Raw genomic sequence first — 22,436 nt, forward strand, 5'->3', positions numbered from 1 at the left:
CGGTTAATCGCCGGGGCTGATGCGTTTTGAGACGGTTTAGTTCAGCACGAACTTCTCGATCGCGTAGGCTACGCCATCTTCGAGGTTAGATTTGGTGACGAAGTTGGCCACTTCTTTCACCGACGGGATCGCGTTTTCCATTGCCACGCCCATACCCGCGTATTCGATCATCGCGATGTCATTTTCCTGATCGCCCAGGGTCATGATCTCTTCCGGCTTGATGCCCAGCGTATCGGCCAGCGATTTCACGCCGGTGCCTTTATTGACGCGTTTATCCAGGATTTCGAGGAAGTACGGCGCGCTTTTCAGCACGGTGTATTTCTCTTTCACTTCCGCCGGGATGCGGGCGATAGCCTGATCCAGAATCGCAGGCTCATCAATCATCATCACCTTCAGGAACTGCGTGGCCGGGTCCATATTTTCCGGCTCGCAGAACACCAGCGGAATGGTCGCCACGAAGGATTCATGTACGGTGTAGTAGCTGATGTCGCGGTTCGCGGTGTACAGCGTGTTGCGATCGAGCGCGTGGAAGTGAGAACCCACTTCGCGGGACAGTTTTTCCAGGTACAGGTAATCGTCATAGCTCAACGCCGTTTGCGCGACCGTGCTGCCATCGCTGGCGTTCTGCACCAGCGCACCGTTGTAGGTGATGCAGTAATCGCCCGTTTGTTCCATGTGCAGCTCTTTCAGATAGCTGTGAACACCGGCATACGGACGCCCCGTGGTCAGTACCACGTTCACGCCTTTCGCACGAGCGGCGGCAATCGCATTTTTAACGGCAGGAGAGATAGTGTGGTCAGGCAGCAGCAGCGTGCCGTCCATATCGATTGCAATGAGTTTGATGGCCATGAGATCCCCGATTTAAATGAGTCTGTCCTCATGCTAACGCGATTCCGCACAGAAAACAGTAAAAGAGTCGTCGGGAAAGGGGATGGGATTTAAAGAGGAGATTCCTCTTTTGCAGGCAAAGAAAAGCCCGGTGAGGCTACGCCTACCGGGCTTACAGAATCGACGACCTGAATTAAATGTCGATATTCGCGGCTTTCAATGCGTTCTCTTCGATGAAGGCGCGGCGCGGTTCAACGGCGTCGCCCATCAGGGTAGTGAACAGCTGGTCAGCGGCGATCGCATCTTTCACGGTCACGCGCAGCATGCGGCGGCTTTCCGGGTCCATGGTGGTTTCCCACAGCTGATCCGGGTTCATTTCGCCCAGACCTTTATAACGCTGAATAGAGAGACCACGACGGGACTCTTTCACCAGCCACTCCAGCGCCTGCTCGAAGCTGGCAACCGGCTGACGGCGTTCGCCACGTTCGATAAACGCGTCTTCTTCGATCAGACCACGCAGTTTTTCGCCCAGCGTGCAGAGACGACGGTATTCGCCACCGGTCACAAACTCGTGATCCAGCGGATAGTCGGTGTCTACGCCGTGTGTACGTACGCGGATGATTGGCTCAAACAGGTGCTGTTCAGCGTTCTCGCGAACGTCAAACTGCCACATGCTGCCGTGCTGCTCGCTTTCGTTCAGCTCAGTCACCAGGGCGTTCACCCAGCGCGTCACTTTCTGCTCGTCACTGAGATCGGCTTCAGCCAGCGTCGGCTGATAAACCAGCTCTTTCAGCAGCGTGCGCGGGAAGCGACGCTCCATACGACCAATCATTTTCTGCGTCGCATTGTACTCAGAGACCAGTTTCTCCAGTGGCTCACCCGCCAGCGCCGGAGCGTGGGCATTCGCATGCAGGGTAGCGCCATCCAGAGCGATAGAGATCTGATACTGATCCATCGCTTCGTCGTCTTTAATGTACTGTTCCTGCTTGCCTTTCTTCACTTTGTACAGCGGTGGCTGTGCAATGTAGATGTGGCCGCGTTCAACGATTTCTGGCATCTGACGGTAGAAGAAGGTCAGCAGCAGTGTACGAATGTGTGAACCATCGACGTCCGCATCGGTCATGATGATGATGCTGTGATAGCGCAGTTTGTCCGGGTTGTACTCGTCGCGACCGATGCCGCAGCCGAGGGCGGTGATCAGCGTCGCCACTTCCTGAGAGGAGAGCATTTTGTCAAAGCGCGCCTTCTCAACGTTCAGGATTTTACCTTTCAGCGGCAGAATCGCCTGGTTCTTACGGTTACGGCCCTGCTTCGCAGAACCGCCCGCGGAGTCCCCTTCCACCAGGTACAGTTCGGAGCGAGCCGGATCGCGTTCCTGGCAGTCCGCCAGTTTGCCCGGCAAACCGGCCAGATCCAGCGCACCTTTACGACGGGTCATTTCACGGGCTTTACGCGCCGCTTCACGGGCACGCGCCGCATCAATGATTTTGCCGACAACGATTTTCGCGTCAGACGGGTTTTCCAACAGGTATTCGCTCAGCAGTTCGTTCATCTGCTGTTCAACCGCAGATTTCACCTCGGAAGAGACCAGTTTGTCTTTGGTCTGAGAGGAGAATTTCGGGTCTGGCACTTTCACGGAAACCACAGCAATCAGGCCTTCACGGGCATCGTCACCGGTGGCGCTGACTTTCGCTTTTTTGCTGTAGCCTTCTTTATCCATGTAGGCGTTCAGGGTACGGGTCATGGCGGTACGGAAGCCGACCAGGTGCGTACCACCGTCGCGCTGTGGAATGTTGTTGGTGAAGCAGTAGATATTTTCCTGGAAACCGTCGTTCCACTGCAGCGCCACTTCCACGCCGATACCGTCTTTTTCGGTAGAGAAGTAGAAGATATTTGGGTGGATCGGCGTTTTGTTCTTGTTGAGGTACTCAACAAACGCCTTGATGCCGCCTTCGTAGTGGAAATGATCTTCTTTACCGTCGCGCTTATCGCGCAGACGGATGGACACGCCGGAGTTAAGGAACGACAGCTCGCGCAGACGTTTTGCCAGAATGTCGTATTCGAAGTCAGTCACATTAGAGAAGGTTTCGTGGCTCGGCCAGAAACGCACGGTGGTCCCGGTTTTTTCCGTTTCGCCAGTGACCGCCAGCGGTGCCTGTGGCACGCCGTGGGTATACACCTGGTGATGGATTTTACCTTCGCGGTAGATAACCAGTTCCAGCTTCTGCGACAGGGCGTTAACAACGGAAACGCCCACGCCGTGCAGGCCGCCGGACACTTTATAGGAGTTGTCATCGAATTTACCGCCTGCGTGCAGGACGGTCATGATCACTTCCGCAGCGGATACGCCCTCTTCCGGGTGAATGCCGGTCGGAATACCACGGCCATCATCCTGTACGGAAACGGAGTTATCGCCGTGGATGGTGACGATAATATCTTTACAGTGACCCGCGAGCGCTTCGTCGATAGCGTTATCCACAACCTCGAATACCATGTGGTGCAGACCGGTGCCGTCATCGGTATCGCCGATATACATACCTGGGCGCTTACGCACCGCATCCAGTCCTTTCAGGACTTTGATACTGGAGGAGTCATAAGAATTCGACATCAACGTTTCTCGCTCATTTAATCTTGGGTTAATCCGTTATTTTACCCTTTTCCACGGTGAACATCTTCGAATTTTTGTCCGACATGTCCATAACGTGTTCAGCGCTAATGGCGCTGACGAAAACCTGCGACTGCGTGGCTTTTAAGCGGCTGGCAAGCAGCCCGCGCCGTGCATCGTCGAGTTCCGAGGCAAAATCATCTATTAGATACAGGCAACGTCGCCCACTCTCGCGAGTTAAAAACTCACCCTGCGCCAGGCGCAGTGCGCACATCAAAAGCTTGAGTTGCCCGCGCGACAGCGTGTCTTCCACCGGCGCACCGTCGGCGCGAATGCGGAAATCCGCTTTGTGCGGGCCGTGTGCGGTGTAGGTCAGCATACGGTCACGCTCGAAGCCTTTCTCCAGCACCTCGGCATAATCCGTCTCTTTCTCCCAGCCACGCTGGAAGGAGAAGGTCAGAGAAAACTCGGGCAAAAACTGTTTACAGGTATCAGCCATATCTTCGGCGATACCTGCGCTGTATTCGGCACGCCAGCGGCTGATTTGTTCCGCAAGCGGAACCAATTCCATATCCCACGGACGCAACTGGGCATAGCGGGTCACCTGACGCAGCGCGGCGTTGCGCTGTTTAAGCAGCCGTTTCAGGTTGCTCCAGGCAGTAAAGAAACCCGCTTCGTTGTGAAAGCATCCCCAGTCGAGGAAGGCTCTTCGGTATTTGGGGCCGCCATTGAGTAATGTAAACCCCTCTGGCGTAATCAGCTGCATGGGCATCAGCAGCGCCAGTTCAGCCACTTTATGGCCGTCGGTGCCGTCGATACGCACTTTGCTGTCGCCCAGCTTGTCTTTCGTGAGGCCAATCGAGGTTTCACGCTCGCTGCCCTGAAGTCGTCCGTGCAGCACGAATGCGTCCTGCTCGTGACGAATAACGCGACCAATCTGCAGGCTGCGAAACGCACGACCATGGCCAAGCGTGTAGATGGCTTCCAGCACGCTGGTTTTGCCGCTACCGTTCGCGCCAACCAGGAAATTAAAGCCGGGGGATAAAGCGAGATCCGCGCTTTCGATGTTGCGAAAATCTTTAATTAAAAGGCGCGTCAGTGACATATCTGATTTTCTTCGGGCCAGGGCGTAATCGGCGCAGCCAGTTTCAACGCGGACTGCGCGCAGACCCTGGAGCGTACACGAAGTACGTGACAGGGGCGAGCACAGCCCAGGTTGAAAATGGCAAGTAAGATAGCCCGATATTTTTCACTAAAGTCTCATTGGCATGACAACATAAGCCGCGCTTTGGCTGGCAGCATCTTCAATCTGTACGCTTGAAACCGAATCGGTCAGCAGAATGCGCACATTTTCGCATTTCAGCGCATTGAGCACATCCAGCACGTAGCTGACGTTAAAGCCGATTTCCATTTCAGTACCGGCGTAGGTGACGTCCAGAATCTCTTCTGCCTCTTCCTGCTCCGGGTTGTTGGCAGTGATTTTGATCTGGTTTTCACTCACATACAGGCGCACGCCGCGGAATTTCTCGTTAGAGAGGATCGCCGCACGGGCAAAGGCCTGTTTGAGGATATCGCAGCCCGCTTCCAGCGTTTTGTCGGGATTTTTCGGCAATACGCGGCGATAATCCGGGAAACGACCGTCAACCAGCTTCGACGTGAAGATAAAATCACCCACGTGAGCGCGAATATTATTGCTGCCGATCTGCACGCGCAGCGGAGTATCACCGCCGTCGAGCATACGCATCAGCTCAATCACGCCTTTACGCGGGACGATCACCGAATGGTTGGGCAGTGTCACGCCAATCGGCATGGAACAGACTGCCAGACGGTGGCCATCTGTTGCCACGGTACGCAGTTCTTCACCTTCGGTTTCGAACAACATGCCGTTTAAGTAGTAGCGAACGTCCTGATGCGCCATCGAGAACTGGGTCGCTTCAATCAGACGTTTCATCGTCGCCTGCGGCAGGGTGAATTCGACTTCACTCTGCCAGTCGTCCAGATTCGGGAAGTCCGCGGCAGGCAGTGTAGAGAGTGAGAAACGGCTGCGGCCAGAGCGAACCAGAATACGGTCGCCTTCGAGCTGGACAGCAATTTCAGCGCCTTCCGGCAGCCCACGGCAGATATCAAAGAATTTACGCGCCGGAACGGTGGTGGCACCCGCATCATGCGGTTGAGAAAGTGTCACGCGCGCGACCATTTCCATTTCGAGGTCTGTGCCGGTCAGCGACAGCGTACCGTCAGCGACCTGAAGCAGCAGGTTTCCAAGAATAGGCAGCGTCGGGCGGCCACCTAATGGGCCACTCACCTGTTGCAGCGGTTTTAATAAATGTTCACGTTCAACGGTAAATTTCATAGCATCACGATGATAATGTTCTGATTAAATTGGAGAAATCTTCTTTTATGTCGTGGCTTTCTTCGCGTAACTGCTCGATCTTGCGACAAGCGTGCAGCACGGTCGTATGGTCACGGCCACCAAACGCATCGCCGATTTCCGGCAGACTGTGGTTGGTTAATTCCTTCGCCAGCGCCATCGCCATCTGACGCGGTCTCGCCACCGAGCGGGAACGACGTTTAGACAACAAATCTGCCACTTTGATTTTGTAGTACTCAGCCACGGTCTTCTGAATATTGTCGATAGTGACCAGTTTTTCCTGTAACGCCAGCAGATCGCGCAGCGCTTCACGCACAAAATCGATGGTAATCGCCCGGCCAGTAAAGTTGGCGTTGGCGATCACGCGGTTCAGTGCGCCTTCGAGTTCACGCACGTTTGAACGCAGACGCTTCGCAATAAAGAACGCCACTTCACCCGGCAGGCGAATGTCGTTTTCATCGGCTTTTTTCATCAGGATCGCGACGCGGGTTTCCAGCTCCGGTGGCTCGATCGCCACGGTCAGGCCCCAGCCGAAGCGGGATTTCAGACGATCCTCAACTCCATTGATCTCTTTCGGGTAACGATCCGAGGTCAAAATGATCTGTTGATTACCTTCCAGCAGGGCGTTGAAGGTGTGGAAAAACTCTTCCTGGGATCGTTCTTTATTCGCAAAGAACTGAATGTCATCGATCAGCAGCGCATCAACAGAACGGTAGTAGCGTTTAAACTCTTCGATCGCGTTGTTTTGCAGGGCTTTTACCATGTCCTGAACGAAGCGCTCGGAGTGCATATACACCACTTTCGCATTGGGCTTACGCGCCACAATGCCGTTGCCCACCGCGTGTAAAAGGTGAGTTTTACCGAGACCCGTGCCGCCATACAGGAACAGCGGGTTATAGGCGCCGCCTGGGTTGTCCGCAACCTGACGAGCCGCCGCACGGGCCAGCTGGTTCGATTTACCCTCAACGAAGTTATCGAAGGTGTGCTTCACGTTAACGTTGGAGCGGTAGGTCGGTTCAGCCGGAGCCGGAACGTTGTCCCAGCCAGAACGCGCGGGCTGAATAATGCGCGGTGTCGGGACGTGAATCTGGGCCGGAGCCGCCACGTTTACCGTCTCTCTGACGGTTTGCGTGACCGGTTTAGTACCGACTTCAAAACGCAGCTGCGGGGCATCAGTGCCGCAGAAATCATTGAGCAATCCATTGATATTATTTAGGTATTTATCCCTTACCCAATCGAGCACGAAACGGTTTGGCGCATACAAAGCCAGCGTGTTATCGCTCAGTTCCGCCTGCAACGGGCGGATCCACATACTGAATTCTGTGGCTGGTAACTCATCCTGCAATCGGGCAAGACACTGCTGCCAAAGCGAAAGTGACACGGCGGACTCCACTCGAACAATAAAAGAAAGATACTGAATATTCGTGATTGTTGGCACACGTCGACAAGACCCTGTGCAAAGGGTGACGTGCGAATTGCTATCTGCAATTTTTACCTGACCAGACCCCTTTGGATCCCGATCAGGACCGCGGATCATAGCCTAAACTGAGCCAGAGATCTTCTGTTTCTCACAGATTCTTCCCGATTTATCCACAGGAAGATCCGAAACCGGGTAAGTGTAAACGATCCTGAAGGGAGTGCCCCACGATTTAGCCCGCATATTGGAAAAATTAATGAGCACAGACAATTTTTTGCTTAAAAGATCTAATGATGATCCTGGACGATCCTTGCGCTTTGGTTAGGAGGTCGTATAATCCCCCACCCGGCGCGTGATGCTCGTCCTCCGCGCGGGACGCTGCTCATTTTCCACACGAAATCGTGCGGAAATACGCGGGAAATAAGGAAAGAGAATTGACTCCGGAGTGTACAATTATTACAATCCGGCCTCTTTAATCACCCACGCTGAGGCGTTAGTCGTTCGATAATCGTTCGGGTATACGCGAAAGTCAGTGAATTTATTCAAGTTTAGGTAGAAATCGCCATGAAACGCACTTTTCAACCGTCTGTACTGAAGCGCAACCGTTCTCACGGCTTCCGTGCTCGTATGGCTAATAAAAATGGTCGTCAGGTTCTGGCACGTCGTCGTGCTAAAGGCCGTTCTCGTCTGACCGTTTCTAAGTAATAAAAGCTAACCCCTGGTGGTTAAGCTAGCATTTCCCAGGGAGTTACGTTTGTTAACTCCCACTCATTTCACTTTCGTCTTCCAGCAGCCACAACGGGCTGGCACGCCGCAAATCACCATCCTCGGCCGCCAAAATTCGCTGGGGCATCCCCGCATCGGTCTAACTGTCGCCAAGAAAAACGTTAAGCGTGCGCATGAACGCAATCGGATTAAACGTCTGACGCGTGAAAGCTTCCGTTTACGTCAACATGAACTGCCTTCAATGGATTTCGTGGTGGTGGCTAAAAAAGGGGTTGCCGACCTCGATAACCGTGCTCTCTCGGAAGCGTTGGAAAAACTATGGCGCCGCCATTGTCGCCTGGCTCAAGGGTCCTGATAGCCTGTATTCGGGTCTATCAGCGCCTGATCAGTCCGCTGCTCGGGCCGCATTGTCGTTTCACTCCAACCTGTTCCAGCTACGGAATTGAGGCATTGCGCAGGTTTGGAGTGATAAAAGGCAGTTGGTTGACGGTGAAACGCGTATTAAAATGCCACCCTTTACACCCTGGTGGTGACGACCCCGTCCCACCCGGACCATTTGATACCAGAGAACACTAACGATGGATTCGCAACGCAATCTTTTAGTCATCGCTTTGTTGTTCGTGTCTTTCATGATCTGGCAGGCATGGGAGCAGGATAAAAATCCTCAACCACAGCCGCAACAGACCACGCAGACAACGACCACCGTAGCGGGTAGCGCCGCCGACCAGGGCGTACCGGCCAGTGGCCAAGGGAAGCAGATTACGGTGAAAACCGATGTGCTTGAGCTGACTATCAACACCCGTGGTGGCGATATTGAGCAGGCACTGCTGCTGACTTACCCGAAAGAGCTGAAGTCAAACGAGCCGTTCCAGCTGCTGGAAACGACGCCTGAGTTCCTGTATCAGGCTCAGAGCGGTCTGACCGGTCGTGATGGCCCGGACAACCCGGCTAATGGCGCTCGTCCGCTGTATAACGTCGACAGTGACACCTTTGTACTGGCTGATGGTCAGAACGAACTCGCGATCCCGATGACTTACACTGACGCCGCGGGCAACACCTTCACCAAAACCTTCACCCTGAAACGCGGTGAGTATGCGGTGAATGTGGGCTATAACGTGCAGAACGCCGGTGAGAAACCACTGGAAGTTTCCACGTTTGGTCAGCTGAAGCAGTCCATCAATCTGCCGTCTCACCGTGACACCGGAAGCAGCAACTTTGCGCTGCACACCTTCCGTGGCGCGGCGTACTCCACGCCAGATACCAAGTACGAGAAATACAAATTCGACACCATCGCCGATAACGAAAACCTGAACGTCAGTGCTAAAGGCGGTTGGGTTGCGATGCTGCAACAGTATTTCGCGACAGCGTGGGTGCCAAATAACAACGGTACCAACAACTTCTACACTGCGAATCTGGGCAATGGCATTGCGGCTATCGGCTACAAATCGCAGCCGGTTCTGGTTCAGCCTGGTCAAACAGGTCAACTGGCCAGCACCCTGTGGGTCGGTCCTGAAATTCAGGACAAAATGGCAGCCGTGGCACCGCATCTGGATCTGACCGTAGATTACGGTTGGTTGTGGTTCATCTCTCAGCCGCTGTTCAAACTGCTGAAGTGGATCCACAGCTTCCTGGGCAACTGGGGCTTCTCCATCATCGTTATTACCTTCATCGTTCGTGGCATCATGTACCCGCTGACCAAAGCGCAGTACACCTCCATGGCGAAGATGCGTATGCTGCAGCCGAAGATTGCGGCGATGCGTGAGCGTCTGGGCGATGATAAACAGCGTCAGAGCCAGGAAATGATGGCCCTGTATAAAGCAGAGAAAGTAAACCCACTGGGTGGTTGCTTCCCGCTGCTGATTCAGATGCCAATCTTCCTTGCGCTGTACTACATGCTGATGGGTTCCGTTGAGCTGCGCCACGCGCCATTTGCTCTGTGGATCCATGACTTGTCTGCACAGGACCCGTACTACATCCTGCCGATCCTGATGGGCGTGACGATGTTCTTCATTCAGAAGATGTCGCCGACCACCGTGACCGACCCGATGCAGCAGAAGATCATGACCTTCATGCCGGTCATCTTCACCGTGTTCTTCCTGTGGTTCCCGTCAGGTCTGGTGCTGTACTATATCGTCAGCAACCTGGTGACCATCATCCAGCAGCAGCTGATCTACCGTGGTCTGGAAAAACGTGGCCTGCATAGCCGCGAAAAGAAAAAATCCTGATTCGGTAAGAGAACGCTAAAATAAGGGCGGTCATTTGACCGCCTTTTTTATTTGTATTTGACGAGACATCCCATGAGCCATAACGACACGATCGTCGCCCAGGCAACCCCACCGGGACGCGGTGGTGTAGGCATTCTGCGTATCTCCGGCCTCAAGGCGCGCGAGGTGGCCGAAGCCGTGCTGGGCAAACTGCCAAAGCCGCGTTACGCCGACTACCTGCCGTTTAAAGATGCAGACGGCACCGCGCTGGATCAGGGCATCGCGCTCTGGTTCCCTGGTCCGAACTCCTTTACCGGTGAAGACGTGCTGGAGCTACAGGGCCACGGCGGTCCGGTGATCCTCGACCTGCTGTTAAAACGTATTCTGACCTTGCCGGGCCTGCGTATTGCTAAGCCGGGCGAGTTCTCCGAGCGTGCGTTCCTCAACGACAAGCTCGACCTGGCACAGGCCGAAGCCATTGCTGACCTGATCGATGCCAGCTCTGAACAGGCGGCACGTTCTGCCCTGAACTCCCTGCAGGGCGCATTTTCCGCACGCGTGAACCATCTTGTGGAAGCACTCACTCACCTGCGAATCTACGTGGAAGCTGCCATCGACTTCCCCGATGAAGAGATCGACTTCCTCTCCGACGGTAAAATCGAAGCGCAGCTGAACAGCGTCATGTCCGATCTTGACGCCGTGCGCGCCGAAGCGCGTCAGGGCAGCCTGCTGCGCGAAGGGATGAAAGTGGTTATCGCCGGTCGCCCTAACGCAGGGAAATCGAGCCTGCTGAACGCCCTGGCGGGCCGCGAAGCGGCGATCGTGACGGATATTGCCGGCACGACCCGCGACGTACTGCGTGAGCATATTCATATCGACGGTATGCCCCTGCACATTATCGACACCGCCGGTCTGCGCGACGCCAGCGACGAAGTGGAGCGCATCGGCATCGAGCGTGCGTGGCAGGAGATCGAGCAGGCTGACCGCGTGCTGTTTATGGTCGACGGAACCACCACCGACGCCGTTGATCCCGCTGAAATCTGGCCGGACTTTATCGCCCGTCTGCCCGCCAAACTGCCGATTACCGTGGTGCGTAACAAAGCCGATAAAACAGGTGAAACGCTGGGCCTGAGCGATGTGAATGGTCACTCACTCATCCGTCTGTCGGCGCGTACCGGCGAAGGCGTAGATGACCTGCGTAACCATCTCAAACAGAGCATGGGCTTTGATACGAGCATGGAAGGCGGTTTCCTGGCCCGTCGCCGCCACCTCCAGGCGCTGGAACAAGCGGCTAATCATCTCGATCAGGGCAAAGCACAGCTGCTAGGTGCCTGGGCGGGTGAACTGCTGGCGGAAGAGCTGCGGCTGGCGCAGCAAAGCCTGAGTGAAATTACCGGTGAGTTTACTTCCGACGATTTGCTGGGCCGCATCTTCTCAAGCTTCTGTATCGGGAAATAACCTCCCGCCTCAAAGGTGATTTCCTCCTGGGAAATCACCTTTATCCAAATGGCAACTCGCTTCTTCCCGCTTCTCCCCTATGCTTCCAGCCTGCCGATCATGGGGGGTTTATGGCGCGTTTTCTGTTTTGTAGTTTTGCACTGGTTCTGCTTTATCCATCGGGCATTGATATGTATCTGGTCGGTCTGCCGCACATTGCGCGGGATCTGGGGGCCAGTGAAGCGCAACTGCACATCGCGTTCTCCGCCTATCTGGCAGGGATGGCGTCGTCGATGGTGTTTGCCGGTAAGATTGCCGACAAAGCCGGGCGCCAGCCGGTGGCGATTACCGGTGCGGTGATTTTCGCCCTGGCTTCGGTACTCTGCTCAATGGCGCAGGACAGCACGCTGTTCCTGACCGGGCGCTTCATTCAGGGCATTGGGGCGGGCGGCTGTTATGTGGTCGCATTTGCCATTCTGCGCGATACCCTGAGCGCGCAGCGCCGCGCGAAGGTGCTCTCGATGCTTAACGGTATCACCTGCATTATTCCGGTGCTGGCACCGGTGATCGGTTATCTGATTATGCTTAAACTGCCGTGGCAGAGCCTGTTCTGGACGATGGCGGTGATGGGCATGCTGGTCTTCATTCTTTCTATCACCGTACTGAAAGAGACGCATCCTGGCTCGCATCACGCGGGGAATGCCGCGACGATTCACCCGGCCGAAAAACTCCTGAACCGCTTTTTCATCAGCCGTCTGCTGATCACCACCTTAAGCGTCGTGGTAATCCTCACCTATGTAAACGTTTCCCCGGTTTTACTGATGGAAACCATGGGCTTTGATCGCGGGAATACTCCTCGGTAATGGCCTTAACGGCGATGGTCAGCATGGCGGTCTCATTCTCGACACCGTTCGCCCTTAACGTCTTCAGCCAGCGCAGCCTGATGCTGACCTCGCAGATCCTGTTCCTGATGGCCGGTGTGGTGCTGGCGACCGCAAGTTCCCACGCCATTATGTTGGCGGGGATTACCCTGATCTGCGCCGGTTTCTCGGTAGGGTTTGGCGTCGCGATGAGTCAGGCGCTGGGGCCGTTCTCCCTGCGCGCCGGTGTGGCCAGCTCTGCGCTCGGTATCGCTCAGGTGTGCGGTTCGTCCCTGTGGATTTGGCTGGCGGCGGTGATAGGTCTTAATGCGCTGAATATGCTGATCGGGATTCTGATTGGCTGTAGCATGGTCTGCATTCTGTTAATCATGGCGATACGGCCCGCAGCGCACTATGAAGAAGCCCATCAGCAGTCTCGATCTTAACCTCCTGCTGTGCCTGCAGCTGTTGCTGCAGGAACGCAGCGTCACGAAAGCAGCAAAACGGATGAACGTCACGCCGTCTGCGGTCAGTAAATCGCTGGCGAAACTGCGCGACTGGTTTGACGATCCGCTGTTTGTGAAAACGCCGCTGGGCCTGCTGCCCACGCCGCTAACGGTGAGTCTTGAGCAAGATCTGACGGACTGGATGCAGATTGGCAATCAGATCCTGGATAAACCCCACCACGATTCCCCCTGCGGGCTGAAATTCGAGCTGGCGGCGGAAACGCCGCTGATGCTGATTCGCTTTAACGCTCTGTTAGAGCAAGTGAATCAGCGTTATCCGCAGGCCACCGTGCGGATGCGTCACTGGGATTACGACTCGCTGGATGCCATCACGCGCGGCGAAGTGGATATTGGTTTTACCGGGCGCGAAACGCATCCTCGCTCGCGCGAACTGTTAAAGCTGCTCCCGTGGTTTATCGACCACGAAATCCTCTTCAGCGACCGCCCGTGCGTCTATCTGCGCGAAGACCATCCGGCGCTGCAGGAAGAGTGGAATCTCGACACCTTTTTACGCTATCCCCACATCAGCATCTTCTGGGAGCGCAGCGACACCTGGGCGCTGGACGAAGTGCTGAAAGAGATGGGCCGCGAGCGCAACATTGCCCTGAGCCTGCCGGGCTTTGAGCAGTCGATGTTTATGGCGGCACAACCCGACCACAACTATATCGCCACCGCGCCGCACTACTGCCATCACTACAATCAGCTCCACCAGCGTAAGCTGGTGAGTCGCCCCATTCCCATCGACGACGCGCAGGCCGAAAAGCTCAACGTGCCTTTCACCCTGATCTGGCATAAACGCAACAGTCACAACCCGAAAATCATCTGGCTGAAAGAGACGATCAAAGCGTTGTACTGCGATTCTCTGCGCCAGAGATCCGATTTTTCCCTCTAAAAATGTAAAGTTCGGTCCCCGGGCTTCTCATTAGTGGATTTACCCATTAAAAGAGAGGCTCAGTTAAGCGATAATCATGTAACCGTTTAACCTGTCTCTGACCATTATCATGGAGCGAAAAATGGCAACGCATTTTGCAAGAGGGATCCTGACCGAAGGACGACTGGTGTCTGTCAGACTCTCCTCTTCCTGCCACAACGAGGCGCGCAAGCTTCCGGATCACCGACGCTCGCGCTTTTTGGCCTCCAGGGCGTTACTGTCCGAGCTGCTGTTTATGCTCTACGGCACCAGCGAACTGCCGGAGATGATCACCCAGCCAGAAGGCCGCCCCGTTTTTGCTGACCCGGCGCTACCGCGTTTTTCCATCGCCTACACGGGAAATATTGTTGGCGTGGCCCTGACAACGGAAGGCGATTGCGGACTGGATATGGAACTCCAGCGCGCGACTCGCGGTTTCCACGGCCCTCACGCGCACGACGCCTATCCTTTATCGAGCAATGAAAAGCTGTGGGTGCGTAATCAAAACGACCCCAACGAAGCCAAAGCGCAGCTCATCACCTTGCGACAGAGTATTCAAAAGCTCTCCGGCTGTGCGGCAGACGACGCCAGCCTTCTCCAGCTGCTCCCCGGTTCAGGACGCCTGCGCGCAACCAAAGCGGCGCGCGTGGAAGCCCTCAGCGACGCCGAAGACGTGCTGATCTGGTCGATTGCCGTCACGCCTGCGATTGAGCGCCTGAAGATCTGGGAATTTGACAGCCGACACGGATGGCATAGCCTTCCTGATGTTCCCGCGCGCGCCAACGAACCCGCCGCGCGCCTGATGAGATTAACCAGTTTACCGGCAGAAAAAGCACTTACCCTTAACTGACCCGCTGATGGGCCATCATGATGAAAAAGGAGTAATCATGTCTGATACGTTGAAAGTTGTTACGTTACTGGGAAGCCTGCGCAAAGGTTCATTTAACGGGATGGTTGCCCGCACGTTGCCTAAGCTGGCACCGGCAGGAATGGAGGTCTCCGCGCTGCCATCGATCGGCGATATTCCTCTGTATGACGCCGATGTTCAGCAGGAAGAAGGATTCCCGCAAAGCGTAGAAGCGCTGGCTGAGCAAATTCGCCAGGCCGATGGCGTGGTCATTGTGACGCCGGAGTACAACTATTCGGTGCCGGGCGGGTTGAAGAATGCAATCGACTGGCTTTCCCGTTTACCTGAGCAGCCGCTTTCCGGCAAGCCGGTGCTGATCCAGACCAGCTCCATGGGCGCGATTGGCGGCGCACGCTGCCAGTATCATCTGCGTCAGATTCTGGTGTTCCTGGATGCGATGGTGATGAACAAGCCGGAGTTTATGGGCGGCGTGATTCAGAACAAAGTGGATACGCAGACGGGCGAAGTGGTGGATCAGAGCACGCTGGATCATCTGACCGGTCAGTTGACCGCGTTTGGGGAGTATATTCAGCGGGTTAAAGCGTAAGGGAATCAGCCCTTTCCCGGCGGGAAAGGGCTTTTTGTTTATTTCGCGTCAATAAACACAATCTTCAGCACAAACAGCAGCGCCACTACGATCACGCATGGGCTGAGTTCGCGGAAACGACCGGTACCGATTTTCATCACGCAGTAGGAGATGAAGCCCAGAGCGATACCTTCGGTGATGGAGAAGCTAAACGGCATCATCACGGCGGTAATAAACGCCGGAACCGCTTCGGTTAAATCTTCCCACTTCACGCGCGACAGGCTCGACGTCATCAGCACGCCAACGTAAATCAGTGCGCCAGCGGCCGCGTACGGTGGAACCATCCCCGCCAGCGGAGAGAGGAAGATCACCAGCAGGAACAGCAGGCCCACGACGACGGCGGTCAGACCGGTACGGCCACCGACGGAGACGCCGGACGAGGACTCAATGTACGCCGTAACAGAAGAGGTCCCGATGAAAGAACCGGCAACAGACGAGATGCTATCCACATACAGCGCCTGTTTCATGCGCGGGAATTTGCCTTTCTCATCCGCCAGGCCCGCTTTATCGGTCACACCGATAAGGGTACCGGAGGAGTCGAAGAGGTTCACCAGCATGAAGGAGAAAATCACACCCGCCAGGCCCAGATTAAACGAACCTGCCAGATCGACGTGGCCAATCACCGTTGTCACACTTGGCGGTGCAGAAACGATGCCGTTGTAATGCACGTCACCCAGCATCCAGCCGAACAGGGTGGTCACGATAATAGAGACCAGCACCGCGGCGTGAATATTACGGGATGCCAGAATCGCGATGATGAAGAAGCCCAGCACACCCAACAGCACGCTGTGTGAGGTCAGGTTACCGATGCTCACCAGGGTTTCCGGGTTAGCGACGATCACACCCGCGTTTTTCAGCCCCATCATGCCGATGAACAGGCCGATACCACTGGTGATGCCGACACGCAGGCTCACCGGGATATTGGCAATCATCCAGTAACGTACACGGAAAATAGTCAGCAGCAGCAAACCTACCGCGCCCCAGAAGATGGCGCCCATACCCACTTGCCACGGCAGACCCATCGCCTGCACAACCACGAATGCGAAGAAAGCGTTCAGACCCATTGCCGGTGCCAGTGCAACCGGAAGGTTAGCGAACACGCCCATCAGGATGCTGCCGAGTGCAGCGATCAGACAGGTGGTCACGAAGACCGCGCTGGTGTCCATGCCAGCCACGCCCAGAATCTGCGGGTTAACAAAAACGATATAAACCATCGTCAGGAAGGTGGTAAAACCGGCGATCACTTCAGTGCGTGCCGTTGTGCCGTGCTCGCGCAGTTTAAACACGCGCTCAAGCAGACCCTGACCAGATGTCTGGGTAGTGTGTTGTTGGCTCATCATCAGTTTCCGAACAAGGAGGGAAAAATCCGTCGCTATCCTATACCAAAATGCGACAATAGGCGCGTTTGCGAGCGACTTTTTTTCATTGATTTTGCTTATACGGCAACGATTGCGTCCCGCAAATTGCATTACGTAAACGTTAAACTTGTTAAAAGGGAAAGGCATGTCCGGAATTGAAGCGGTATTTTTCGACTGCGACGGTACGCTGGTCGACAGTGAGGTCATTTGTTCCCGTGCGTATGTCAGCATGTTCCAGGAATTCGGCATTACGCTCGATCTTGAAGAGACGTTCAAGCGCTTCAAAGGCGTCAAACTCTACGAGATCATCGACATTATCAACGCTGAGCACGGTGTCAGTCTGGCGAAGGCCGACTTAGAACCCGTTTACCGCGCCGAGGTCGCACGCCTTTTCGACTCGGAACTGGACGTCATCGCTGGGGCAAACGCCCTGCTGGATTCGATGGCTGTGCCGATGTGCGTGGTGTCCAACGGCCCGGTCAGCAAAATGCAGCACTCCCTCGGCAAGCTTGAAATGTTGCACCATTTCCCGGAAAAACTGTTCAGCGGCTACGATATCCAGCGCTGGAAGCCCGATCCGGCCCTGATGTTCCACGCCGCGAAAGCGATGAACGTGAACGTTGAAAATTGCATTCTGGTGGATGATTCCAGCGCAGGCGCGCAGTCCGGGATTGATGCAGGGATGGAGGTGTTTTACTTCTGTGCCGATCCGCATAACAAACCGATCAGCCACCCGAAAGTGACGACCTTTACCGATCTGGCGCAGTTGCCGGAATTGTGGAAAGCGCGTGGGTGGGATATTACGCGTTAATGAAAAAAGCCGGACAGCGCTCGCGCTTATCCGGCCTACAAATCCGTGGTTTTTCAGGCCCGGTTAAGCGTCGCGCCACCGGGCTTTTTACTGCGGATCACTCTTTCGGGTCTTTCCCCGCCAGCAGCTTGTCCAGCTCATCCCCGCCCACGTGACGGAAATCCTGTCCCTTCACGAAGTAGAAGATGTATTCACAAATGTTCTGGCAGCGGTCGCCGATACGCTCGATAGAGCGTGCGCAGAACAGGGCGGTCAGGACGCTCGGAATGGTGCGCGGATCTTCCATCATGTAAGTCATCAGCTGACGCACGATGCCTTCATACTCCTGGTCGACCTTCTTGTCTTCACGGTAAATACGCACCGCTTCATCGAGATCCATACGCGCGAACGCATCCAGCACGTCATGCAGCATCTGCACCGTATGACGACCCAACGATTCCAGGCTCACCAGCAGCGGCTGGTGCTGGTGGGAGAACTTCTCGAGCGCGGTGCGGCAGATTTTGTCCGCCACGTCGCCAATGCGTTCCAGCTCGGCGATGGTTTTGATGATCGCCATCACCAGACGCAGGTCGCTCGCCGTCGGCTGACGTTTCGCGATGATACGAACGCAGGCTTCGTCGATCGCCACTTCCATCATGTTGACGTTTTTGTCGCCTTCAACAACGCGCTTTGCCAGCTCGCTGTCCTGGTTGTGCATGGCGGTGATCGCATCAGACAGTTGCTGCTCGACCATACCGCCCATCGTCATCACCTGGGTGCGGATACTTTCCAGCTCTGCGTTGAACTGGCCGGAAATGTGTTTATTTAGATTGAGGTTATCCATGGTTTCTCCACATGCACTAAGGCAAATCAACCGTAGCGGCCAGTAATATAATCTTCGGTTTGTTTCTTCGCGGGCTTGGTGAACAGATCGTCCGTGTTGCTGAACTCAATCAACTCGCCCAGATACATAAATGCCGTATGGTCGGAACAACGCGCAGCCTGCTGCATGTTGTGGGTCACGATCACCACGGTGTAATCCTGTTTCAGCTCGGTGATCAGCTCTTCAATACGACCGGTGGAGATCGGGTCCAGGGCTGAGCACGGCTCATCCAGCAGCAACACTTCCGGGCGAATGGCAATACCGCGCGCAATGCACAGACGCTGCTGCTGACCACCGGAGAGAGAGTATCCGCTCTGGTGCAGTTTATCTTTGGTTTCGTTCCATAATGCGGCTTTGGTCAAGGCCCACTGCACGCGCTCGTCCATATCGGCACGGGAGAGTTTTTCGAACAGACGCACGCCAAACGCGATGTTGTCGTAGATCGACATCGGGAACGGCGTCGGTTTCTGGAACACCATCCCCACTTTGGCACGCAGCAGGGCGATATCCTGGGTATTGGTCAGAATGTTGTCGCCATCCAGCAGAATTTCGCCTTCCGCGCGCTGCTCCGGATACAGCTCAAACATCTTGTTAAAGGTGCGCAGCAGCGTGGATTTGCCACAACCTGATGGACCGATAAATGCCGTGACCTGGTTCTTGGCGATATCCAGGTTGATGTTTTTCAGGGCATGGAATTTACCGTAGTAGAAGTTCAAATCACGAACCTTGATCTTACCCGGTGCAGTATCAACCATACTCATTGACTCATTTCCTCATTCGGCGCCGCGTGATGCCGCGCCGTCAAAATTAACCGTGTTTCTGCTTCGCGAAGATGACGCGCGCCAGAATGTTCAGCAACAGTACGCAAAGGGTAATAATCAGCACGCCGGCCCAGGCCAGCTGCTGCCACTCCGCGAACGGGCTCATCGCAAATTTAAAGATGGTGACCGGCAGGTTGGCGATGGGCTGCATCATGTCCGTGCTCCAGAACTGGTTGGAGAGCGCGGTGAACAGCAGCGGCGCGGTTTCACCCGCAATACGCGCAATTGCCAGCAGGATACCGGTCATGATCCCCGAGACCGACGCTTTCAGCGTGATCGCCGAAATCATTTTCCATTTCGGTGTGCCGAGTGCGTAAGCCGCTTCGCGCAGGCTGTCCGGCACCAGTTTCAGCATGTTCTCGGTGGTGCGAATTACGATAGGTACCTGCAGCAGCGCCAGCGCAATCACGCCCGCCCAGCCGGAGAAGTGCTCCATCTGCGCTACCACAATGGTGTAGACGAACAGACCGACAACGATAGACGGCGCAGAGAGCAGGATGTCGTTAATGAAACGAATCACTTCCGCGACCCAGGATTTACGGCCATATTCCGCCAGATAAATCCCCGCCATGATCCCGAGCGGCGTACCGACTGCGGTCGCCCACAGGATCAGCAACCCGCTGCCCGCCAGGGCGTTCGCCAGGCCACCGCCCGCGGTATTCGGCGGCGGCGTCATTTCGGTGAACAGGGCAATCGACATCCCGTCGATGCCGCGCGTAATGGTAGAAAACAGGATCCACACCAGCCAGAACAGGCCAAACGCCATCGTTGCCATCGACAGCGTCAGCGCCAGACGGTTCTTCATGCGGCGGCGCGCCTGCATTTTGCGGCGAGATTCAGCCAGTTCAGCGGTGGATTGCATTTCGAGAGTCGTCATTAGCGTGCCCCCTCACTTTTTGCGAGGCGCATGATCATCAGCTTGGAGATCGCCAGAACAATAAAGGTGATAACAAACAGAATCAGGCCCAGCTCCATCAGTGCCGCCACGTGCAGCCCAGATTCCGCTTCGGCGAACTCATTTGCCAGCGCAGAGGTGATACTGTTGCCCGGCATATAGAGCGAAACGCTGTCGAGCTGGTAGGTGTTACCGATGATAAAGGTCACGGCCATGGTTTCACCCAGCGCGCGCCCGAGGCCCAGCATGATACCGCCGATAACACCATTTTTGGTGAACGGCAGGACGATACGCCAGATCACTTCCCAGGTGGTGCAACCGATCCCGTAGGCCGACTCTTTCATCATCACCGGGGTTTGTTCGAAGACATCGCGCATGACCGCCGCAATGTACGGAATAATCATGATGGCGAGAATTACGCCTGCCGCCAGAATACCAATCCCGAAAGCCGGGCCTGAGAACAGTGCGCCCACAAATGGAATGTTGGAGAGGATATTCCCCACCGGCTCCTGGAAGTAGGTCGCGAACAGCGGCGCAAAGATGAACAGGCCCCACATGCCGTAAACGATACTCGGGATCGCCGCCAGCAGTTCAATCGCAATACCCAGCGGACGTCGCAGCCAGCCAGGCGCCAGCTCCGTCAGGAACAGGGCGATACCAAAGCTCACCGGAACGGCAATCAGCAGGGCGATAAACGAGGTCACGAGCGTGCCGTAAATCGGCACCAGCGCACCGTAGATATCGTTTGGCGCGTCCCACTCTTTGGTCCACAGGAAGGAGAAACCGAATTTCTGGATGCTCGGCCAGGAGGAGAAAATCAGGGACACGATAATGCCGCCCAGCAGCAATAGCACAATCAGCGCAGCCAGTCGGACCAGCGCGCTGAAAATCTTGTCACCATGTTTCCCCGGAGGGCTAAAAGCAGGCTTGGTTGCAGCCATAAATCACTCTTCTGTTAAATACGTTTTACGAATAAGGGCGGGTGAAATCACCCGCCATTTTCGTCAGAATGCTGAATCAGTACAATGCTTTACCGCTGCTATCTTTTACGTTGGTTTTCCATGCAGCACGAATCTGCTCAACCACGCTGTCTGGCAGGCTGGCGTAATCCAGGTCATTAGCCTGTTTGCCGCCGTTTTTGTACGCCCAGTCGAAGAACTTCAGCACTTCGGCGCCCTGCTCAGGTTTCTTCTGGTCTTTGTGGATCAGAATGAAAGTGGTGGAGGTAATTGGCCACGCCTCGTCACCTTTCTGGTTAGTCAGGTCCTGCGCGAAGGATTTGCTCCAGTCTGCGCCTTTGGCAGCGTTCGCAAAGTTCTCTTCAGTCGGGCTAACCGGTTTGCCGTCGGCAGAGATGAGCTTGGTGTAAGCCAGGTTGTTCTGCTTAGCATAAGCGTACTCTACGTAGCCGATTGAGCCAGGCAGACGCTGTACGAACGCGGCGATACCGTCGTTACCTTTTCCGCCCAGACCCGTCGGCCAGTTCACGGTAGAGCCAGAACCGACTTTGGATTTCCACTCTTCGTTCACTTTCGCCAGGTAGCTGGTGAAGACGAAGGAGGTGCCGGAGCCGTCAGCGCGACGAACTACAGCGATGTTCTGCGAAGGCAGTTTTACACCTGGGTTCAGTTTGGTGATGGCTTCGTCATCCCATTTTTTGATTTTGCCGAGATAGATATCACCCAGCGTTTTGCCATCCAGCACCAGTTCGCCAGATTTCAGGCCAGGGATATTCACGGCCAGCACAACACCACCGATCACGGTCGGGAACTGGAACAGACCTTCCTGAGCCAGTTTGTCATCAGACAGCGGAGCGTCTGATGCGCCGAAATCAACGGTATTCGCCGTAATTTGTTTAACGCCACCGGAGGAGCCGATACCCTGATAGTTAACCTTGTTGCCGGTTTCTTTCTGGTAAGTATCAGCCCATTTGGCATACACCGGCGCAGGGAATGTTGCACCAGCGCCAGTCAGGCTTGCTTCTGCGAATACAGAGAAAGCGCTCAGAGATAAGGTCGCGGCGACAACAGTTGCGACAGTGGTACGCATAACTTTCATAATGTCTCCTGCAAGATTTCGTAAATCATTGTTTGAGTGGCTACGATGAGCAAAATAGGACAAACAGGTGACAGATAAATGTACGAATTATGACAGTTTTATGACAGTGAAAGTTTGACTTAAGATTTCACAAAATTAGTATTAATAATCATCGCGTTAGCCACTTATGTGACAGTGGGATTTCAGAAAAATTTTCTTTCTGTGACACAGTAATGTGTAGCTGAAGATGACAGATTGTCATAAATAAAAAAAATAAGAATGGATGAAAAACGAA

Annotated in this window: 20 protein-coding genes and 1 pseudogene; 10 read left to right on the forward strand and 11 right to left on the reverse strand. The window is 55.0% G+C overall.

Translation table 11 applies throughout. The features are described from left to right. Positions 1 to 36: 36 nt before the first annotated feature. The 5 genes from yidA to dnaA all read right to left on the reverse strand — a co-directional run bounded on the left by yidA (position 37) and on the right by dnaA (position 7,185). Positions 37 to 849 (reverse strand): sugar-phosphatase, encoded by an 813-nt coding sequence (gene yidA, locus DAI21_RS04330; RefSeq protein WP_107702578.1) that lies wholly within the window; start codon positions 847 to 849, stop codon positions 37 to 39. A gap of 172 nt (positions 850 to 1,021) precedes the next feature. After that, entirely contained in the window at positions 1,022 to 3,436 is a 2,415-nt protein-coding gene (gene gyrB, locus DAI21_RS04335) for a DNA topoisomerase (ATP-hydrolyzing) subunit B (protein ID WP_100778277.1), read from the reverse strand. A 28-nt stretch (positions 3,437 to 3,464) separates the two neighbouring features. Next, on the reverse strand, positions 3,465 to 4,538 hold the full coding sequence (recF, locus tag DAI21_RS04340) for a DNA replication/repair protein RecF (protein WP_107702579.1): 1,074 nt from the start codon (positions 4,536 to 4,538) through the stop codon (positions 3,465 to 3,467). Between the two features lie 147 nt (positions 4,539 to 4,685). After that, on the reverse strand, positions 4,686 to 5,786 hold the full coding sequence (gene dnaN, locus DAI21_RS04345; protein WP_100778279.1) for a DNA polymerase III subunit beta: 1,101 nt from the start codon (positions 5,784 to 5,786) through the stop codon (positions 4,686 to 4,688). A 4-nt stretch (positions 5,787 to 5,790) separates the two neighbouring features. Beyond that, complete coding sequence (gene dnaA, locus DAI21_RS04350; RefSeq protein WP_100778280.1) at positions 5,791 to 7,185, reverse strand: chromosomal replication initiator protein DnaA; 1,395 nt, start codon at positions 7,183 to 7,185, stop codon at positions 5,791 to 5,793. A 600-nt stretch (positions 7,186 to 7,785) separates the two neighbouring features. On the opposite strand from dnaA, the gene rpmH reads away from it, so the two are divergent. The 9 genes and pseudogenes from rpmH (at position 7,786) to DAI21_RS04400 (ending at position 15,318) form a co-directional block, all read left to right on the forward strand. Then, complete coding sequence (gene rpmH, locus DAI21_RS04360) at positions 7,786 to 7,926, forward strand: 50S ribosomal protein L34 (RefSeq protein ID WP_003023858.1); 141 nt, start codon at positions 7,786 to 7,788, stop codon at positions 7,924 to 7,926. Positions 7,927 to 7,942: 16 nt separating this feature from the next. Beyond that, positions 7,943 to 8,302 carry a ribonuclease P protein component gene (gene rnpA, locus DAI21_RS04365; protein ID WP_095284128.1) on the forward strand — a complete coding sequence of 120 codons (360 nt, stop codon included), beginning with the start codon at positions 7,943 to 7,945 and terminating at the stop codon, positions 8,300 to 8,302. Next, entirely contained in the window at positions 8,266 to 8,523 is a 258-nt protein-coding gene (gene yidD, locus DAI21_RS04370; RefSeq protein WP_100778281.1) for a membrane protein insertion efficiency factor YidD, read from the forward strand. Before rnpA ends, yidD begins: the two co-directional genes overlap by 37 nt. Positions 8,524 to 8,525: 2 nt before the next feature. After that, positions 8,526 to 10,172, forward strand: a complete 1,647-nt coding sequence (gene yidC / locus DAI21_RS04375; protein ID WP_102105120.1) for a membrane protein insertase YidC — start codon at positions 8,526 to 8,528, stop codon at positions 10,170 to 10,172. A gap of 72 nt (positions 10,173 to 10,244) precedes the next feature. Continuing rightward, positions 10,245 to 11,609, forward strand: a complete 1,365-nt coding sequence (mnmE, locus tag DAI21_RS04380) for a tRNA uridine-5-carboxymethylaminomethyl(34) synthesis GTPase MnmE (RefSeq protein ID WP_095284122.1) — start codon at positions 10,245 to 10,247, stop codon at positions 11,607 to 11,609. Positions 11,610 to 11,719: 110 nt separating this feature from the next. Beyond that, positions 11,720 to 12,894: pseudogene (locus DAI21_RS04385) on the forward strand (MFS transporter). Beyond that, on the forward strand, positions 12,863 to 13,846 hold the full coding sequence (gene yidZ, locus DAI21_RS04390; RefSeq protein WP_100778284.1) for an HTH-type transcriptional regulator YidZ: 984 nt from the start codon (positions 12,863 to 12,865) through the stop codon (positions 13,844 to 13,846). The pseudogene DAI21_RS04385 and the gene yidZ overlap by 32 nt, the downstream one beginning before the upstream one ends. 121 nt (positions 13,847 to 13,967) lie before the next feature. Further along, positions 13,968 to 14,714: a 4'-phosphopantetheinyl transferase superfamily protein gene (locus DAI21_RS04395; RefSeq protein ID WP_100778285.1), complete on the forward strand. Its 747-nt coding sequence runs from the start codon at positions 13,968 to 13,970 to the stop codon at positions 14,712 to 14,714. A 37-nt stretch (positions 14,715 to 14,751) separates the two neighbouring features. Then, positions 14,752 to 15,318: an NADPH-dependent FMN reductase gene (locus tag DAI21_RS04400; RefSeq protein ID WP_102105123.1), complete on the forward strand. Its 567-nt coding sequence runs from the start codon at positions 14,752 to 14,754 to the stop codon at positions 15,316 to 15,318. Positions 15,319 to 15,356: 38 nt separating this feature from the next. Here the strand turns inward: DAI21_RS04400 and adeP are convergent, their stop codons facing one another. After that, positions 15,357 to 16,694, reverse strand: coding sequence for an adenine permease AdeP (adeP, locus tag DAI21_RS04405; protein WP_142503673.1), 1,338 nt, complete (start codon positions 16,692 to 16,694; stop codon positions 15,357 to 15,359). Between the two features lie 166 nt (positions 16,695 to 16,860). Between adeP and yieH the strand changes: the two genes are divergently transcribed. Then, positions 16,861 to 17,526 carry a 6-phosphogluconate phosphatase gene (gene yieH, locus DAI21_RS04410; protein ID WP_107702580.1) on the forward strand — a complete coding sequence of 222 codons (666 nt, stop codon included), beginning with the start codon at positions 16,861 to 16,863 and terminating at the stop codon, positions 17,524 to 17,526. A 97-nt stretch (positions 17,527 to 17,623) separates the two neighbouring features. Here yieH and phoU read toward each other — a convergent pair whose 3' ends face one another. The 5 genes from phoU to pstS all read right to left on the reverse strand — a co-directional run bounded on the left by phoU (position 17,624) and on the right by pstS (position 22,162). Then, positions 17,624 to 18,349 carry a phosphate signaling complex protein PhoU gene (gene phoU / locus DAI21_RS04415; RefSeq protein ID WP_095284109.1) on the reverse strand — a complete coding sequence of 242 codons (726 nt, stop codon included), beginning with the start codon at positions 18,347 to 18,349 and terminating at the stop codon, positions 17,624 to 17,626. Between the two features lie 26 nt (positions 18,350 to 18,375). Beyond that, positions 18,376 to 19,149, reverse strand: coding sequence for a phosphate ABC transporter ATP-binding protein PstB (gene pstB / locus DAI21_RS04420; protein WP_100778288.1), 774 nt, complete (start codon positions 19,147 to 19,149; stop codon positions 18,376 to 18,378). A 46-nt stretch (positions 19,150 to 19,195) separates the two neighbouring features. Next, positions 19,196 to 20,086, reverse strand: a complete 891-nt coding sequence (gene pstA, locus DAI21_RS04425; RefSeq protein ID WP_100778289.1) for a phosphate ABC transporter permease PstA — start codon at positions 20,084 to 20,086, stop codon at positions 19,196 to 19,198. Then, the gene (pstC, locus tag DAI21_RS04430) at positions 20,086 to 21,045 is read right to left on the reverse strand and encodes a phosphate ABC transporter permease PstC (RefSeq protein ID WP_100778290.1); all 960 of its coding nucleotides are present in this window, start codon (positions 21,043 to 21,045) and stop codon (positions 20,086 to 20,088) included. Before pstC ends, pstA begins: the two co-directional genes overlap by 1 nt. Positions 21,046 to 21,121: 76 nt before the next feature. Beyond that, positions 21,122 to 22,162, reverse strand: a complete 1,041-nt coding sequence (pstS, locus tag DAI21_RS04435; RefSeq protein ID WP_102105125.1) for a phosphate ABC transporter substrate-binding protein PstS — start codon at positions 22,160 to 22,162, stop codon at positions 21,122 to 21,124. Positions 22,163 to 22,436 lie beyond the last annotated feature (274 nt).

This window comes from Lelliottia sp. WB101, assembly GCF_003051885.1.
Taxonomy (GTDB): Bacteria; Pseudomonadota; Gammaproteobacteria; order Enterobacterales; family Enterobacteriaceae; genus Enterobacter; species Enterobacter nimipressuralis.